Raw genomic sequence first — 17,874 nt, forward strand, 5'->3', positions numbered from 1 at the left:
GTTTCAGCGTACTGGTGCCAGTCGGAGTAACAGAAAGCGAATCGCGTTATCGCTCAGGGTTTTGACAGTTTCTATACGAATTACGGGGCTGGTGACCGTGCCAGAAACTTCCAGGTGGACCGCAAAGTTAGCCAGCACCCCAAAGACATTGGAAAGACCTTCCGCAGTGAAAGGTTCGTTAACTGTTCTGGTGGAAAGTCGTTGGATGCGGGCTGATTGCAACAGATTCAACCGGGCCTGACCTGTGCTGCCAGCGATTTCTGCACGAATATTACCATTCAGCGATACTTCTCCAGTGGCGTAAATATCCAGCGATGAACCGGTCAGGGTTACCTCGTCGAACTTCCAGACGCTTTTATGAAGACGTGCGGAAACCTCCCCACCTTCCACCAGGGTGGTGGTATCGCGTCCAAAGCCAAGAAACGGCACCAGCGACGATAACAAGGGCAACCCAAATGGTCGCGAGCGGCCGATCGTCCCATCAAATTTTGCGTCCAGATCATTCACGGTATCCAATGATCTGCTTGTCAATTCCAGTTTCCCGCTGACGACCGCTGAATATTGCTGTGCGGAAGCAAACGCTTTGCCGATATCGATATTTTTTCCTTCCAGATTCAGCTTCAAGGTGGGATGCAGATTGGGTGGGAAACGCAGCTCGCCTTTGCCAGAAATTCTTCCACCGGAAGTACTTCCGTTTGCATCGCGAAAATGTAATTCCCCACGGTTGCTGACGAGAGAGTAGGTAAAATCAAGTGGCAACCGCAAATCGGTTACCGGAACGCCATAAATCGTGCCACCACGGGCAAAAAGTACCCCATTGCCACGAATTTCGCTGCCCACGCTGAGGTTGATTCGCCCATCAACGGTGGTGCGAATGTTCTTCTCCAGGCTGGGCACCATCACCAGTGCTTTTTCCGTGGAGCATTTGGTCAGGTTCAACGTCATCCGACTGGCATCAAATCGATCCAGATTAATAACACCAGATGCACGGATCGAACCACGACCGACAGGTAAGTTGATTTTATCAATGAATATTTCATCTTCCGTCAGTTTCACTAACGCCGTACCTGAGCTGGAAATCGTCTGGTTCTGCCAATGTAGGCGGTCAATCCGTAATGCAGCTTCGCCAACATAACGTTCTTCGGTTTTCTTGACAACCGTTCCATCCTTCTGAGGGATCTCAATTTCCAATTTGACAATTTCCCGTATCGTCAATTCGCCAGAAATCTCGGCATCGAGCTTGGTGACGCCGCCAATTTTATTAGAGATTTTTAATAATTCTGACAGGTTGATACCACGCAACTTCAGGCGAAGTGGGTCTTTCAGCTTCGTATTTTGCGAATTTGTTTGCACCTGCTGAATTGGAAGAGCATAGGGAAAGCCCGGCACAGCCATCAGTTGAGGTGGGGCCTGTTGCGGTTGCTGTGGTTCGGAATTGGGATCCAGCCGACCGTTCAGCTCAACTTCCCCACCGAATGCCTTCAGAATCACTTTGTAATCTGCCACACCGTTCGCAATCACCGCATTGGCACGCACTTTATCGGCAGGCAGGCCCTGAATGGTCAATTTCGGTCCATCAAATTGCAGATCAACCTGATATCCACGCACCTGGGGTGGGACAACTTTGGGTACCCGAATGGTGATTGTGCCATCAGAAACGCCCGCCATGGTGATTTTTGCCAGTGTGTTCGTTACCAGCGATAATTTGCCCAAATCCATCTGCTTGATCTGCAGCACCCCTTTCCCTTCTGCAGCGGGAGATAATGGAATCGTTGTTTCGCCGGAAACTGTTCCACCAAAAGCTTTTAGGGCGATTTCCTGCAGGTTGATCTGCTCGAGATCACTTTTCCATTTCAAGCGGATATCATCGATCGGAACCACCAGCTTCACCCGGACCTTCGAACAGGTTGCCTCTCCTTCAGTGAAGAAAGTACCTGCCGCCATACTCCCATGGAGGCGGGCGGAAATATCCCATTCGCCACTGAGGCTGATCGGTAGCTCACCCACCATGGACAGTTTTTCCAACTGCGAGATCGACAGTCGATTGACCTGCAATTTCACTTCGAAAAGTTGCTCATCCACCAGTTGTATCTGGCCATTACCTGTAATGGTGGCAGTTTTTCCAAACAGCCCCACTTTGGGAACCGTGGCAACCAGATCGCTGATAAACAGCGTTCCGCGGTCCACTTTGATATTGCACGACACGTTAATCAGTTTAAAACCTTCCCACTCCAGGGTGGGGGAGGTCAATTTGCCTTCGACGCGGTAGTTGCGAAATTCGGTCACATCATCAGATGGGATTTCCAGCTTCACTTCCGCATCCACTTTCCCACGCAACGGCACCTGAACATTCACTTTCAGGGCTTGCAGCAGTTCATCAAGGTTAATATTGCGGAAGGCGGTATTCACCTGAAGGTACTTCCGTTGAACGCCCACAGGCAATGGTTGGCCATCGCTGGCGGAAACCTGCCTCAGTACGCGTGTCAACAGGCCTTTTTTGCCCACTGGAGTTGCTGGTTTGGTCAGGTCGTTTGGCAGTGGATTTGGCTGTCCCGGTTGGCCAATGACCTGCACAAACTGAAATTCCCCACCGTTGGCGGGCTGCATCTGCAAATGAATTGGCTGGGTGGGCACCCCGTTCAGATTGGCCTGATGAATCGTGGCCTGCCCGCGGCCATCCGTCTGCACCCCACCCTGTCGCAAGATCGTAACGGTAAAATCGGTCTGGGCATCCACTTTGCCGGTTACTTCTTTAGGAAAACGCCATTCTTTCGGCAATTCGGTCAGGGCAGCCTGTTGAATCTGGGTGGTGAACCGCAAAGTATCGTGCCAGCCAGAAAAATCCATTTCCGCATTCAGTTTCACTTTTCCACCAGCGGCTTCGCCCGAAATATCGGTTAAACGCAGTTGCTGGCCATAGGCCTGAACCAGCCCACTGGCACCGGAAAAGTTCAGGTGAATCGCAGGCACGTGCACCTGAACCTCTTTCGGCCGCATCGTCATCAGATAGCTGGCACGGTTTTGGTTTCCATCGTATTGCACTTCCAGTTTTGCGGTGGTAGATCCGGAAAGATCAATCGCCTGCCAGGCATTCTGGTTCACAAATGGCGTTTTGCGTAATAACTCCGGCGTCACCGCGTGCTCACCTTGCAGGGTAGCCAGTAGTTTTGCGGAGTGTGTGGCTAATTCATAATCGCCCTGCACCGTCCAATGGCCCCAGCGTGGGTCGCGAATCGCCCCACTTAAAGTCAAGTGGCCATCGGTCGGCACGAGCTCTAAGTTAATATTTTCAAAGGAGTTAGGAGATCTTCCTTCTTCTTCCACGGTCACTCGGGCATCGCGCAATTGCAGGTTCGGCATGGCACGTGGGGTATTTTCACCAGCGGGATCAGGAAATCTGGTCAACAAGTCGCCCGCTTTGTTAAACCGCAGGTGGACATCTGCATTTTCCACCACCACCTTCTTCGCGGTGCGGCCGATCAGCATATCCCACACAGGATAGTGCACCACCATGCGGGGTGCCTGCAGCCATTTTCCTTGTCCATCGATTTCATGCAGGGTCAGATTACGGAATTCAATGCTGGAAATGCCAATTGAAACCTGGTCGGCTGCCACCGGCATGCGGATTTGTTGTTGGAAGTTCCGCAGCACCATTTTTTTTGCGTGCGGCGTTTGCAGGTAGCCCCACCCGGCAACTGCTGACAGAAAGACGCCTATCAGAATATACCGTGCGGTGCGTCGCCGAAAAATTCTCATTTTGTTCTCATTAACCGCATTCAATTGCGAACTTTGATTGGTAAACGCTTTCCAGACAAGACTTTGCGCTGTTTTTGTGACTGCGATGGCCTGTCGCATGAACAAGTTGTTGTCGGGACCTTTCCCTTATTTCGCGAAAAAAAGGAAAAACTTTTACCAAACCTCCTGATTTCTTACCATTTTACACGAATTCAGACGTCCACTGGCAAAAAGTGGATATTTAGTCTGAGGAAAGAATATTTGAGTCTGACAATTGAAACGATGGGGTAATTCCAGTCGATTATATCTGTCTTAACGATGCGAACTGTTCACGTGGCAGCGGGCATCCTGCCGCTGAGGTACTGTTCACCAATGCCACCTTGCGCGGGAATGCTGTTGATCCAACTTTGTATTCATCTGAACGACTAATTCCTTCATCTGAAATATCATATCAGCACTCGAGCGGTGGAAATCTCATTCAAAAGAAGGAACAATACGTCAATGAACCGTGTTCAACAGCGAATATTTCGCACAACCCTGGTGGCTGGTGGGTTGATTGCCGCCTTTCTGGTGGGGAACTGGGTTTCGGCACAGGCACCAGTTCCGGCAGCACCTGCTGCATTCAAGCCGGAAAAACCTGCCAACCGTGGCCTGGATGCTAATCTATACATGCAGACCTCGGCTGAATACCGTGCCTGTTGCTATCAGGCGTACAACCTTGCCACCCTGCGATTGAAAGACGCTGTCAGGCAACATGCTGATAAGAAGCTTGCCGTGGTTCTCGACCTGGACGAAACCGTGGTGGATAATGCGGGCTTTCAGGCGATGCAACTGAGGAGCAATCTTGCCTATGATCAACGACTTTGGGATCACTGGGAAAAGGACCATGCGGAACATGTCGGCCTGATCCCCGGTGCAAAAGAGTTTATCCTGGAGGCAGGAAAACTCGGTGTCACAGTCGCTTACATTAGTAATCGAAACGACAAGTTCCGTGATCAGACCAAAAAATTGCTGGCAAAACATGGCATCTCTGCTGCAGAAGACAGCCTGCTGAAACTGAGCACGGACACAAGTGACAAAACCAAGCGACGAAAGGAAGTGGAGAAAGAGTACACAGTGGTCCTGTATGTTGGTGATAACCTGCGTGACTTTGACGACAGTTTCCGTTGCAGAAAATTCGAGAAAAAGACACCTGAGGAAATCAGCCAGGCGATCAAAGAACGCAAGGAAACCACTGATAAGCACCAAAGCGAGTGGGGGAATAAGTGGATTGTACTGCCATGCCCGGCATACGGGGAATGGCTGAAGCCCCTGGGCGAAGGCGAGAACGATCTGGATCAACTCGCCCCACCCATTGGGAAGTAATAATTGTGTACAATCAAGTTATTGCTTTGGTGAATCGAGGGCGAGTTTTGATGTTGAATGCAAAACTACTGATTTTCATTGGCTTGATATTTGGAATTTCAGCCTCTTGCAGTCCTGAACAAGGCAACCAGTCTGATTTGATACCTGTTGAACAGGTGTGGCCAAAATCTGTGGAGCCAATGCTGCCAACTTACTGTAGTTCTGTTGAGCCAATTCCAAAAGATGATTCTCGGGATATCGGCCCATATCGAGACCACAAAGTTTCTGTCGATCTATTTACTAGCGCATCAGGTTTTGGGCCAGAAAGAATGATTGTTTTCAAAGACGAGAGAAAACCGTTCACACGAATCGAATTGGTTGGGATTCTGAAAACCAAAATCCCAGCGGTTTATGTACTAGACCAGCAACCGTCTCTGAAGAGTATTCGAAGTGCAAAACGTCGCCCACTGGACGAATTTGAGCAACGTAGTCTTGTTGCGATCAGGACGGGACATGATTTGGTTTGGACCAGGGAATCGCCAAAAAGGATGTTTGGCGCAATCAGAGCTGAAGCCAACTGTCTAAAATGTCACACAACAGCAAAAGAAGGAGATTTGCTAGGTGCATTTACTTACTACCTAAACATTCCCGTTGATCAATTGAGTACACGTAACTTAACGCGGGATTAAAATTCAGATTGGAACAGTGATGAAATGAAGTTACTGGAAAGTTTTTTAACAGACAGTTACCGGAAAATGAATTAAAGGCAAGGTAGTTAAATTTGGATCCTCACGTGTCATCTTTGGATCTGGCTCGACTTATCTTCATCTTATATATGCGATAGCCAAGTTTAGATCAGTCTCCGACAGATTTCGCGAATGCTTCACGAATTCGTTTTGACTTGATATCACCCTTTGTGCAAAAATCGCAACCACATGGTTTTTTGCCTTTAGCTTCAGGATAATACCGCCAACCTAAGATCTGCGGTAATGCACTGATTTTGTGGATTTCGTCCTCATTTATCTTGCGTGGTATGATCACCTCAAATCCTTCCGCTTGGTCTGCATTGAAGACAAGCCCAATGGCTTCTACAGCTGTAAACAATTCATGATGATGACGGTAATGTCCAACCAGGACCATCTCATCATCGGGGATACGAAAATATACACCAACAATTGTGCGTTGTCCCTTTCGTTTGAGTTCACGTAGCCATTGATGGGACACATAAAAGTTGTCTGTGACCGGCATCGCGAAGACGATCCGATCGTATCCTTCCTCTAAAGGGTGTTTCAAACGACGAGGCTTTATACCACTTCGACGTATTGCATCGGATTTATTTTCTGGTGCTAGATGTACGAATATTGCCATAGTTTCGCATGTTTCTCCGTGAAGAATAGTTCGGTGAATCAGTTACTCTTAGACCAGATCATCTTTGCCTCGATCTTCGTATGCTGGCCATCCGTAACTTCCATCAATCGCTTCCACACCCAAATGGCACTGAATTGCTTTGGGAAGAGATTCAAAGACCCCGTCTGTTCTGGCTTTTAAAAGCAAGTTCTTAAGCATTTCACCGATTTTCTCCGTGAATGATTCATATTCAGTTGCCCCGATTTCGCATTGGGTTCCATCTGGAAGACTGATTTGGACTGGCCCGTCCTGGATTGCCTGATAGGCCTCGTGCCAATGACGACGTTCAAAAAGGTTTTCTCCGATAGAGGCAGTCCATTCACCGTCCGGAGCAGCATCGGGCCGCGTGTCAAATATAAGTGCAACCCAACCAGCCTGGTCACACTGATATCCGAGCTCAATCATGTGAACCAGAGAGGACTCATCACCAGTCCCTACATTCATTCTAGGATTGTACTTTTGGACTCGCTTTACCACAAGCTTGTAAATTTGGTCATAGTCTTTGCGAAGATCCAGTTTCAGAACTTTCTTCCGAGTGAACGCAGAGCGACCTTTCTCTGGTGCATCCACCTCACGTAATAGGTTTTCTGCTGTTTTTCGCTTGAGTTTGATGGCCCATGCAAGTGGAGTGTATCCTTTATCCTCGCCATTCATGAGAAAAAGATCGGTCCCTGCCTCGAGCAATGCATGAATCTGGTCCATGTTCGCTCCTTGAGGACAGCGTTGGCGTGATGGCTCAACTGCCAATGAAATTGCGTTGTGCAGTGGTGTCCCAAAGATTCTCGCACACGCATTTACAGATGCGCCCTGTGATAGTAGGAAGCGGGTCATTGCGGCATCTTTGGCAAGGTGCAGAGGTGTGTAAAGTCCATCCTTCTTCGGTGATGAGCCGCGAACATTGCGATTTACATTGTGGCCTTGATCGAGCCAGAATTTCGCGAGCGATATATGACCCATTTGTGCGGCAAAGTGCAGCCAAGTATGCGTATTATCTTCTGGTCCCCTTTCTTCAAGTTCTGGGTGGGACTTTAATAGATTTTGCACAGCATCCAGATCGCCGCGCTCATGGGCATCATACATCGCCAAAAAACCATCTGAAGTACTCAAAAGAGTTGTCCTGCTTATTTGCCAATTCTGTTGAGAATCAAATAATTACCACAATTATTCCGCATGTATCGTTGTGTATACAGTTCCCTGGCACTCACCCGATGATGCGAATTTCAACTTGTAAGCCAGTTTCACCTGCATTGCCGGCTTCCAGGTGGTGGGTGTTATCTTGACAGTCTTATTGTCATTTAGCAATTCGACCTTTGCAAGTCCTACCGTGTCCCGGGCTTCCTTTTCGGGATTTTCTACCGACCAGTCTTTGGAGCCATACGCACTGCTGTAGCGATAGTTCCAGCGTTCAAAAGTAAACGATTCCGGCTTTATCGATGCGGGATCGATTGCACGATCAAACGATAGTTCAATTGTATTGCCTGACGTGCTATATCGTACTGGCAGCTCATAAATTCCTTCGGGCTGATAGCGAATGCGTTGCAGGCTGCCATCGGCCTTCGCTGCGGTCTGCCAGCCATTCAGGCCCACAATATAGGCACTGTTTTCTTTGGGGTGAACCCGGCCACGTGCGGAACCTGCCAGAAACTGCAAGCCAAGATCGGCAATGGCCGCTTGCGGGTGCCTGATCGAACGGTTCGTATCGGGCAGCACGGCGTATGCCCGGCACCTGCCATAGGAAAGGTGGATCATCTTGCCACCAAGGCTGCCAAACTGGTCTTTGGGAAGCCAGAATTGCCCACCTGCGGAGTTGTCAGCTTCCTTGGGGATCCAAAGATAGGGCAGATCGTACGTGGTGGGTGGCACCGCACGGTGGTGCGTTCGCATATCGCCATAAAAGCCGCCATCGCGGTATAAATCCAGTCGCGTGGCAGGCATCCAGTTTCCTTCCTGATCCGCCCCACTGACAACACCGTCTGGCGACATTCCCAGCCCAATGGGATGCCGAAAACCGGTGCTGTAGATACTGGCTTCGCTGCCATCGTATTTCACTTTCAACAGACACCCACCGGTGGGGGTGTGGTCGTCACCAGTTTTGAAGAAAAAGAAGTTTCCTTCAGGGTCTGTTTCCAGGCAGGTATCGTAGGAATGTTCCCCACCTCCGGTGTGCCAGTCGCTGTTGAAGTTCTCGTACCAGTCGGCTTCGCCATCATTATTGTGGTCGACCAGTTTGGTCAGTTGCCCACGTTCCAGCACGAAGATATCACCATTGCGAACGCGGATACCCAGCGACTGATACAGTCCGGTGGCAAACCGCTGCCATTGCAGCACATTGGGGCGAACTTTTAATGTGTTGACAATCCACACATCGCCATGGGCGGTGCAGATAATTGGCCGACCGTCTGGCAAAAAGTCGATGCCCGTAACGAAGAACAGTGCGTTGTACGGATTTTTGTAAGGAAGTGTGAAGGTATCCAGCACCAACGGTCCACTGGTACTGGTGGCTAATTTCAGTTCTGTTTCCGGTCGCTCACGCCAGCGGACAGATTTTTCCGCAGCGATCGTGCGGGACAGGTTCACCCAATGGGAAGGAGGCTGTGGTTGAACCTTGGCATATTCTGCACTTACCGCAGCAGCATTTTCTTTGGTACCCACCCAGTGGGCGATGGTGCTGTGCTGCGTGGCACCTTTTGCAGCAAACTTGCAGAACAATTTCCCTTTGTCGTCTGCGAGTAACTCCCCTGCACCATGAACAGCTACAAAAAGGAAGTTTTTTTCATCTTTTTGAAAGGCCCATACGGTTTTTTCACCTATCGTCATTTTTTGTGGTGCTTTGGCCTCTTCTGCAACCAAAGTGATGAGATCTTTTTCACTTTTCCCTAATTCCAGCGTGCGGGTAAACACCACGTGCTGAGCAATTACGTCCTGCCAGGGGACTTCCAGAACAGATGTTTCACCCACCTGCATGTGTAGCACGGTGCGGTCGAGAATTTTGGTAAGTCCTCTGAAACGTGCCCACGTCTTTGGCAGCGGGCCTGTCGGTGCGGCGTTCGTTTGCCAAAGCCCATCGGGATTTGCCCACCCTGGGCCGGATGTGGTGCTCAGTTGAATCGTTCCTGCTGGCTGCGGGGTGTTCAACAAGCCAAATCGGCGGGAACTATGATTGAGATCGCCCAGCCACATCGCACCGTAGCGTAGCTGGTTGCGGTCGAACAGCACGCTGGCACTTAGTTTGTCGCCCACGCGGATGCTGGTGCCCTTGAAGATGCGTTGCTTGCCACGACTGCTGGTGTAGTCAAACGTCGCCTGGAAGGCGTTGCCAGTATCTGTTTTGGCAAAGCGGGCATCAATCCAATCTTTATCAGTCATTTTCTGCCAGTCTTCCACCTTTCCGGTTGTGGGGGCAGGTGGTGTCCAGTTGGTATCGGCAGACAAGCCTTCCTGCCCATCCAGATTCCACAGACTGACGGTGAATTCATCGCGAACCAGGGCGGCTTTGGGCAGCACAACTTCACGCACGCGGTTGGAAATACGCACATCATCTACCAGACCGACACACCCCACTTGATGGGTACTCGATTTTGCCCCACCGAAGAATAGCGGTCCTTCAATCGCCTTCATGTCGGTGCGTTTCTTAACGGCCACTTTGGCCACTGATTTCCCATCGACAAACAGTTCCACTTCCGTCCCACGGTGCGTCATTGCCAGGTGATGCCACAGCTTATCACAAATGTTCACTTTCGACTGCACGTGCGGCGGATCGTAACCAGGAAGGTAGGCTGCAAAGTGGCCATTATTGACGTAACTGTAGATTTCCCAATGGTTTACGGATTCTTTGGGATCGCTGGACACTACCACGTTGAATTGCTGAGAATTTTCTAATTTTGCCCACGCTTCCACTGTCAGTGGGGGATTTCGCCAACGATCGTCCCCCTCCACCTGACCTGGAAGCGATCTGGGGTTCAGTGCCTTGCCAAACTTCCCCTCCGCGAACTGCAACTCTGTCTTCACTTTCACCGGTGGGGCAGGTTCTTTCAACGGTTTCAGCGTTTGACCAGCAGCCCACGCACAACCACGGGAAATCAGTTGCGTGGGGCCATCACCACGGATCGATTCTGTGGCATGACCCAGCACGGTTTGAAAGACCCGCGATTTGCCGTAACTGCTTACCCAGGCGATTGGTTCGTCGCGTTTCGAAACATTCGAACGTGCCGTCGCCAGCACGGTAATCGGCTGGTCGCCCTGCTGGCGATAGTACAATTCATCGGTGGTGCTGAAATCGCTCAGACCTTCGGTAATCGGATGTTTCTCTTTCGTAATATTCACCACGAATTTACCAAACGAATCGTGGCCACTTTTGCCATGTTCCCACACCCGTGGGACAATGTTGCGATATTCCGGCCAATCGGTGGTTTTGCCGTTCGGCAGCGAAAAGTGGTACGCGCCGTTGGCGAAGTGAATGATCGCAAGTCCTTTCGGTTGTTGCAGATACGCCAGCAGGTTCGCCTTGGCTTTGTCGGACAGGCCGGGTTGTTTCCAGTTGCAATAGTTCAGCACAATCAGATCAAAGCGGTCGAGGTTTCCTTCCGCAAAAATCTCCGGATTGGCGACGGTGCAATTGGCCTTTACCCCACGTTCCAGGGTTAGTTTCAGCATCTGGCTTACTTCCCGCCAGTTGTGGGCAGGGTGGTCGTCGCCAGTTATCAACAGCACTTCCGATCGCTTACCCAGTGGCACCATCGCAATTTCTCGTTCACCAGGGAAAACAGAAGTAATTCCCTCAGCAGGTACGGTGCCACCTGCCGACCAGAAGATGCTGTTCAGGATGAACTTACGGAAATCGGCCTGCTGCCAGTTACTGAAGAAATGCCCGCCAGTGAAGCCAAAACCCCGCCCACCATCGGTGCGTTGTTTGCCCCAACAGACAACCTCTTCTTCTTTGGCAATCGGCACCACGAGCAGTGGTTGCAGTTGGGGGTCTTTTTCACGAAAACGGATATGGTGGTACCATTCTTCTTTCACAGAAAACGGCTTCACGCCATTGCCCACTGCATGTTTGGTGGGGTGTGCTTCGGCAGTCAGGGTGGTAATTTGCGAATACCAGCCACGTGGCTTCTGGCCACTTTCGTAATCGAAATAGCCACCAATCCAATCCAGTGCCTGACGACCTGCGCGCTCTTTGGGCAGAAAAGTCGACCAATGGATCAGCCCCAGCCCACACCCACGTTTCATCTGCTTTTCGATAATTTCCAGGTGTTTGCCCACCAACAACGGGTGGGCCTGTTCATCGCGATCCGACCCACTGGAAACCAGAATAATAGTATCCGCATCATCCAGCGTGCTTTCCGGTGATGGCCAGCCATTGATGTGTGCTTCTACACGCACCTGACTGGCAATAGGGCTGTTTTCCATGCAGAATTTCAGTGCTCGCACCGTTTTCTCATATTCGTGCGTGCCCACAGGGTGCTGTGCATCCTTGGGACCGGCAATCAGCACAATTTTCCGCACCGGCTCCGCACAGGCCCCACCAACAGATAAAAACAGTGCTGCAAGTACCTTCCACATTGGCAATCTCTCTGGTTGAACAGGAATCGATGGTAAAGCGCAGGTACTGAAAAGTCAAAGGAAAGGTGAAGAAGCGAACTTTTGGAAGCATGTGTTGAAATGGAACTTATTAAGGAGAAAATTCAGGCAACAAATGAAATCGCAGCAAAACTACTCACAAGCCTTATCAGAAAGGTGAGCTTTTTTCTGGCACAATTCATGACCGCCACGACGCCAAGTCGCCAAGAAGAAATGAATAATGGTCGTAGTGGTTTGGCGATGAAACCAAAAAATTGGCAATAATGATGCCTTTGGCTTTCTTGGCGTCGTGGCGTCTTGGCGGTCAATAAAATCGGTAGTCCCTTTGAAATTCATGCCAGGTGATAAAGTTCAGAAAATATCAAAACGTTCCACGTGGAACACTGACAGGAGTTTGAATATTCTCTGCTCTGTTTGGTATTCTGGTTATAATGGAAATGTTGTGAAACAGAGCAATTCTGAAATTCAATGACGCAGCTTTTCCACTATGTGGGTCCTTACGAAATTCGCAGTCGTGTGCTGGGCCGCCCTGAAGGGTTAAGGATAGCTACAGAAGAAGATCTTATCGCATGGGTAAACACTTCAGAAGCAAAAGCTGAAAATGGCTAGGCAACTTATGTGATATCCAATCAGGGAGACATCCTTATTGCATCCAGAAGATCAGAACATGTTGCATGTGCAGGTGGCAATGCGGTGCGGTGTGCTGGTGAATTGTGTGTTACATCTGAAGGGGAAGTGATTGAAGTTTCCAACCACTCCACAGGATATTGCCCACGCGAAGATACGTGGGAAGTAGTTAAAGAGTCGTTTGATCGTGCTGGGATTAAGCATCCTGCATCGTTCACATTTACAGCTGTTTTCCGTCGATGCAATTCATGTGGACAAAGGAACGTTGTCAAATGTGGTTGGTTTGAATGTGGAGTCTGTGGAAACGAACTTCCAAAGGTTTGGAACTTTGATGTTTCCGGCAGCAGTAATCAACAAGAATGCTAAAATTGCAATCGTGATAGCACATCTTCCATTACAGCAATTCATGGATTGGGGTGGGGTCGTCCAGAATGTTGGTGGGGCGGCCCGAGGGGTCCATAATCTGCAGTTTGGGATCGATCCCCAGTACCTCATAAATCGTCGCGTGGATATTACAAGGCGTCACTGCTCGGTCTTTCGGTCGTTCTCCTAAACGATCGGTAGACCCAACAATGGTGCCACCTTTCACACCACCTCCACCCATCAGGCAGAACATGGCATTGCCCCAATGGTCGCGACCAGGCGTTCCCATCGACATGGGTGCGCCACCATTACCACCATCGTTCATCCGTGGTGTGCGGCCAAACTCACCACACAGCACCACCAGCGTTGATTCCAGCATCCCACGTTCATCAAGATCTGAGAACAGGCCTGCGACCATACTGTCGACAATGGGTAACAGCCGTTCGTAACTTTTCTGCAGATCCCAGTGATGATCCCACCCACCCAGGTGGCAGGTGACAAACGTGCTGCCCGCTTCTACCAGTCGACGGGCCAGCAATGCACTTTGGCCCCACGAATGCCGACCATAACGATCTCGCAACCGTGGGTCTTCCTTGTTGATATCAAACGCCTTGCGTGCGGTTGAACTGACGATGAACTCGTAGGCTTCCCGTTGAAAACGGTCCATCGCCTGGATATCCTGCCGTTCCTCAATACTTCGCTGCACCTGATCGAAGTGCTTTAACAGACTGCGGCGGTCGTCGATTTTCTGCATATCCAGGCCGCTCGCCAGATTCAGGTTGGGCACCGAAAAACGTGGGGAATTGGCATCGGCAATTGTTTCAAACGGACTGTTCTGCAGGCCGAGCATGTGCCCGCCAAAATAACCAGGACGCAGGCCAACGCTCATGCCATACGGCACCGCAACGTAACCTGGCACCCCCGGCTGACGTGGGCCTAATTCCCGTTGTACCACCGCACCAATACCGGGGAATTTCTGTTGGTTATTGGCACCGCTGACACCCATGTTTTTGGTCGTCAACATTCGGTGGGCACCGGCAAAATGGTCCCCAGTATCGTGGTGCAACGAGCGCACCACCGAGAACTTATCGGTTAATTTTGCCTGCTTTGGGTATAACTCGGTAATATCAAATCCGGGCACCTTGGTGCGGATCGGTTTCCATAGCCCACGATACTCGACAGGTGCTTCGGGCTTCATGTCGTACATGTCCATGTGACCTGGCCCACCATCCAGCCAGATCAGGATGCATGAAGTCTGTTTGCTGGCCAGCGAGCCCGTCTGGCGTGCCTGCAGCAAGCTGGGCAAGCCCAAAGATGCCATTCCAGCCACACCAAGCGTCAAAAATGACCGCCGCGTCTGGCCATCACAGTAGCGGTGGGGGTGTTTCCCCAGATCGAGTTGGAACATGCGGATGATTCCGTGAGGGATACTGGCAGGTAGTCTGATAGTTGTCTGGCTATCGAGTAATGTGCAGTTTACCACATCATGTGGTGGAATACAAGAAAAATGCGACGGTTCGATGAAGATCAGATGAACGAACTGAATTAGCCAGCTTTTGTGTTAATGTAACAACTGTGTATCGTCTTTTTAGTGTAGGACGTGTCGAAAAGCGGCCTCGGGTGGTAAGTTAAGTGGATGAAGTCGATGCCTCCCACAGCCGCACAGCGTCAGCAGGAATTCGATGAACTCTATTCCAGATTTCATCGGGAAGTCTGGGCAGTGGCGTATTCGCGCTGGTCAGATTCCGATCTTGCTCTGGATATTGTTCAGGAAGCCTACATGCGCCTCTGGAAACAGTGGGAAGCGGGCGAAGAAATCCAGAATGCACGTGCCTGGTTGGTGCGGGTTGCCAGAAATCTGGCTGAAGATTATGCGAAAAGTGCTTTTCGGCGTAATGGAACCTCCGCCCCACAGACGATGACAGGCATTCGCTCCGGCGAAATGCAGCCACCGGATGTTCTTGAAAAAAATGAAGCACTTGCCCAGGTGCGGTGCCTGCTTGGGCAATTGACCCCCACGGATCGAGATATTCTGACGCTTAGATATTCGTTGGACTATGATGCCGCCCAGATTGCTGAAGTGCTGGGGATTCAGGCATCAGCAGTGCATATGCGATTGAGCCGAGCCAGAGCCCGGCTAGCAGAAATCCTGGAAGAAGGTGGAATGACTTCCATTGATTGAGTGACAGCAATAATTGACAGATGAATCAAATAGTGTCTAAACAGTAATTGATTGGTAAGTAATTTACATGTCGACTGTTTGGATGGTGAAATACCTGGTTTTGTAACAATATTACCTGAATTGTGCGTAGCAAAATGACCTCCTCTCCCTCTCATCACGATCTTCCGCAAAAGGAAATCCTTGCAGAACGCCTGCTGCAACGGCATTTCAAGGAAGTGGTACCGAAAAACTGGCCAAAGGCACCCGTTGTCAATGTGGTGCCAGAAGTTGCTTCGGCGCCTGTCAGCAATCCTAGTCGCTGGTCGTTGGCAGCCTCAGTCGCACTGATTTTCGGTGGGCTTTGGCTGATTTCCAACTTTGCAGCACCCGGAAGTGCACCGGTGAACCGTCTCAGCATCGATGGTGGCACCGCATCCACGAAAATAATCAAAGACCTCGCCGCACCAGAGCCAGTTCAGCCGGAGTAGTACCTCCGCCCACATTCGTTGTGGAATTTCCCGCAGATATTTCACTTGATTTGGTAACAATTGAGAAAAAACTTCTCAATTCGACCCATTATTAATAAATTCATTAAAAATTGCTCTCCCCACATTGTGGATGCTGGCCTTCGAGGTTTTTCCCATGTTGCTATGGCTGTTACGCGGACTGTTCGTCATCATGGTAATCGGGATGTCTGTGGCTGCATTCAGCGTCTTCGACGATACCGCCCTCACTTACCGCCGATTGATTTCTACGCTGGGTGCCGTTGCCATGCTGGGGATCGGCGGAATCGTCATGTTTACCGACATGTACGAACGCAATAAACAGATCACCACCTTGTCTGCACTTTACTTCGGTCTGTTGCTTGGCTTGCTACTGGGTTGGTTGCTGTCACTGGTCATGGAGCGTTACATTGTCAGTTGGCTGGGGGTAGAAAATAGTGAGCCTGCGTCCAATCTGGTGCGGTTGTTCACCACTGTGGTCTGTTGCTACATAACGATTTCAACGCTTGTGCAGACTAAGGACGAATTTAGGTTTATTATCCCTTATGTCGAATTTTCCAAACAGTTGAAGGGCACCAAGCCATTAATTCTGGATACCAGTGTCATCATTGACGGTCGCATCGCTGATTTGTGCGATACTAATATTGTCGACGCCAAGTTAATTGTTCCCAAGTTCGTTCTGGTGGAATTGCAGGCGGTTGCGGATAGTTCCGATCGGTTGAAGCGCAACCGCGGTCGACGTGGGTTGGACATGCTGAAAAAAATGCAGACCAACGCCAACATCGACTTGACTGTGGATGATGCCGAACGAGTAATGGAAGGCGTGAAAGGGAAAGTGGATGAGCGACTGGTGCTTTACGCCAAGGAAGTGGGCGGGCGAGTAGTGACCAACGATTATAACCTGAACAAAATTGCTCAATTGCAAGGCGTGCAGGTCATTAATCTTAACGACATCGCAAATTCACTGAAAACAGTCACCATCCCTGGGGAAATCCTGCACATTAAAGTCGTGAAGGTGGGGGAGCAGCCAGGGCAGGGTGTCGGCTATCTCGATGATGGAACGATGGTCGTTGTTGAGCAGGGACGCAACCAAGTGGGTAATGATGTCACGGTAACAGTGACAAGTGTCCTTCAGACTTCTGCTGGTCGGATGATTTTCGGCAAAGTCGGAATTCACACCGGATCGGCGGAAATGAAGGCACTGGACCCGAATCAAACTGGCTGAGCCTGCCTTACAGGTTCAGCTCCGTAGGAGTGCACCTGTGAGTATCAACTGGTATTTTGTAGCGTTGGTGATGGCAGCAGCGGGCGGCGTGGGCCTGGTAACCACCCAACTGACAGGTCAACCAGCAAAAAATTCCACCGATGAAGAACCGAAGGCTGGCGAAGGTAACGAGGTGGAGTACGTAGAGAATCTGATCACTGCCCGCAAATCGTATCTTGATTCATTAAATCAATTGCGCAAACATTACATCGCCACCAACGACATCGAAAAAACTCGCTGGGTGGAAGAAGAAATTCGTTCTTTCCACCGGATGATGAAATATTCCTACCGTTTGGATGTGCGGGATGTGCCCCCACCCACCCTGGTGCCCAAAAAGAACATTCCGGAAGCGAATAATCTTTTTCGGCAGGCAATGGATTACAAGGGGAAAGGAACTGGCTGGGAGTATCTGGATAATCAACGCCGGTCTGAAATTCTGCTGCAGGCCATTCTGGAACGTTACAACGAATCGGACAAAATTGCCGACGTTGCCTACCACTTGGGGGAAATTTATGAGAAATACACCCCCTACCCACAGTTATTGCGGGCTGCAGCCTATTACGAACGCTCTTTTGAGTGGAATCCCGCATCAACTACGGACGCACGCTATCGGGCAGCGATCATTTACGACACTCAACTGAAAATGACGGAACAGGCAAAAAAAATGTACAAAGAAGTGCTGAACCACGATACCAACCCACAACGGGTAACTGCTGCGGAAAAGCGTCTGTACGAGCTGAGCAGTTTCCGCCGATAAAAGCATCGATTATACAAAAATGCCACTTTCCAAAGATTCTCTGGAAAATAAATCTCTGGAAAATAAACTGAATTTAGTTTAGATTAAGCGTGATTGTTGGTGGGGTGTGTTGAGGCGACTCGTCGATCCGGTT

The 17,874-nt window shown here is 50.1% G+C and carries 12 protein-coding genes; 7 read left to right on the forward strand and 5 right to left on the reverse strand.

Annotated elements, in window-relative coordinates:
* Nucleotides 1–3 precede the first annotated feature (3 nt).
* Complete coding sequence (locus R3B84_12980; GenBank protein ID MEZ6141479.1) at nt 4–3,756, reverse strand: hypothetical protein; 3,753 nt, start codon at nt 3,754–3,756, stop codon at nt 4–6.
* A gap of 480 nt (nt 3,757–4,236) precedes the next feature.
* Here R3B84_12980 and R3B84_12985 point away from each other — a divergent pair, with 480 nt between their 5' ends.
* Nucleotides 4,237–5,100, forward strand: a complete 864-nt coding sequence (locus R3B84_12985) for an HAD family acid phosphatase (protein ID MEZ6141480.1) — start codon at nt 4,237–4,239, stop codon at nt 5,098–5,100.
* A gap of 50 nt (nt 5,101–5,150) precedes the next feature.
* Nucleotides 5,151–5,768 (forward strand): hypothetical protein, encoded by a 618-nt coding sequence (locus R3B84_12990; GenBank protein MEZ6141481.1) that lies wholly within the window; start codon nt 5,151–5,153, stop codon nt 5,766–5,768.
* 166 nt (nt 5,769–5,934) lie between these two features.
* On the opposite strand, the gene R3B84_12995 is transcribed toward R3B84_12990, so the two are convergent.
* From R3B84_12995 to R3B84_13005, 3 genes are read right to left on the reverse strand one after another with little or no spacing between them, the layout of a single operon-like run.
* Nucleotides 5,935–6,447, reverse strand: coding sequence for a hypothetical protein (locus R3B84_12995; GenBank protein MEZ6141482.1), 513 nt, complete (start codon nt 6,445–6,447; stop codon nt 5,935–5,937).
* Nucleotides 6,448–6,495: 48 nt separating this feature from the next.
* On the reverse strand, nt 6,496–7,593 hold the full coding sequence (locus tag R3B84_13000) for an ankyrin repeat domain-containing protein (protein ID MEZ6141483.1): 1,098 nt from the start codon (nt 7,591–7,593) through the stop codon (nt 6,496–6,498).
* Nucleotides 7,594–7,647: 54 nt separating this feature from the next.
* The gene (locus R3B84_13005; GenBank protein MEZ6141484.1) at nt 7,648–12,048 is read right to left on the reverse strand and encodes a ThuA domain-containing protein; all 4,401 of its coding nucleotides are present in this window, start codon (nt 12,046–12,048) and stop codon (nt 7,648–7,650) included.
* Between the two features lie 99 nt (nt 12,049–12,147).
* Between R3B84_13005 and R3B84_13010 the strand changes: the two genes are divergently transcribed.
* Nucleotides 12,148–12,330 (forward strand): hypothetical protein, encoded by a 183-nt coding sequence (locus tag R3B84_13010; protein ID MEZ6141485.1) that lies wholly within the window; start codon nt 12,148–12,150, stop codon nt 12,328–12,330.
* A 757-nt stretch (nt 12,331–13,087) separates the two neighbouring features.
* On the opposite strand, the gene R3B84_13015 is transcribed toward R3B84_13010, so the two are convergent.
* Nucleotides 13,088–14,464 carry a DUF1501 domain-containing protein gene (locus tag R3B84_13015; protein MEZ6141486.1) on the reverse strand — a complete coding sequence of 459 codons (1,377 nt, stop codon included), beginning with the start codon at nt 14,462–14,464 and terminating at the stop codon, nt 13,088–13,090.
* A 228-nt stretch (nt 14,465–14,692) separates the two neighbouring features.
* On the opposite strand from R3B84_13015, the gene R3B84_13020 reads away from it, so the two are divergent.
* The 4 genes from R3B84_13020 (at nt 14,693) to R3B84_13035 (ending at nt 17,741) form a co-directional block, all read left to right on the forward strand.
* Entirely contained in the window at nt 14,693–15,238 is a 546-nt protein-coding gene (locus R3B84_13020; protein ID MEZ6141487.1) for a sigma-70 family RNA polymerase sigma factor, read from the forward strand.
* A 134-nt stretch (nt 15,239–15,372) separates the two neighbouring features.
* Complete coding sequence (locus R3B84_13025; protein MEZ6141488.1) at nt 15,373–15,705, forward strand: hypothetical protein; 333 nt, start codon at nt 15,373–15,375, stop codon at nt 15,703–15,705.
* A 154-nt stretch (nt 15,706–15,859) separates the two neighbouring features.
* On the forward strand, nt 15,860–16,945 hold the full coding sequence (locus R3B84_13030) for a PIN/TRAM domain-containing protein (GenBank protein MEZ6141489.1): 1,086 nt from the start codon (nt 15,860–15,862) through the stop codon (nt 16,943–16,945).
* A 37-nt stretch (nt 16,946–16,982) separates the two neighbouring features.
* Nucleotides 16,983–17,741, forward strand: a complete 759-nt coding sequence (locus tag R3B84_13035) for a hypothetical protein (GenBank protein MEZ6141490.1) — start codon at nt 16,983–16,985, stop codon at nt 17,739–17,741.
* Nucleotides 17,742–17,874 lie beyond the last annotated feature (133 nt).

It is taken from the genome of Zavarzinella sp. (genome assembly GCA_041399155.1).
Classification (GTDB): domain Bacteria; phylum Planctomycetota; class Planctomycetia; order Gemmatales; family Gemmataceae; genus JAWKTI01.

Excerpts from the sequence above, each read along its gene's own strand:
- R3B84_12980 (MEZ6141479.1), bottom strand. The coding sequence starts at position 3,756 with ATGAGAATTTTTCGGCGACGCACCGCACGGTATATTCTGATAGGCGTC.
- R3B84_12985 (MEZ6141480.1), top strand. The coding sequence starts at position 4,237 with ATGAACCGTGTTCAACAGCGAATATTTCGCACAACCCTGGTGGCTGGT.
- R3B84_12990 (MEZ6141481.1), top strand. The coding sequence starts at position 5,151 with ATGTTGAATGCAAAACTACTGATTTTCATTGGCTTGATATTTGGAATT.
- R3B84_12995 (MEZ6141482.1), bottom strand. The coding sequence starts at position 6,447 with ATGGCAATATTCGTACATCTAGCACCAGAAAATAAATCCGATGCAATA.
- R3B84_13005 (MEZ6141484.1), bottom strand. The coding sequence starts at position 12,048 with ATGTGGAAGGTACTTGCAGCACTGTTTTTATCTGTTGGTGGGGCCTGT.
- R3B84_13010 (MEZ6141485.1), top strand. The coding sequence starts at position 12,148 with ATGGAACTTATTAAGGAGAAAATTCAGGCAACAAATGAAATCGCAGCA.
- R3B84_13015 (MEZ6141486.1), bottom strand. The coding sequence starts at position 14,464 with ATGTTCCAACTCGATCTGGGGAAACACCCCCACCGCTACTGTGATGGC.
- R3B84_13020 (MEZ6141487.1), top strand. The coding sequence starts at position 14,693 with ATGAAGTCGATGCCTCCCACAGCCGCACAGCGTCAGCAGGAATTCGAT.
- R3B84_13025 (MEZ6141488.1), top strand. The coding sequence starts at position 15,373 with ATGACCTCCTCTCCCTCTCATCACGATCTTCCGCAAAAGGAAATCCTT.
- R3B84_13030 (MEZ6141489.1), top strand. The coding sequence starts at position 15,860 with ATGTTGCTATGGCTGTTACGCGGACTGTTCGTCATCATGGTAATCGGG.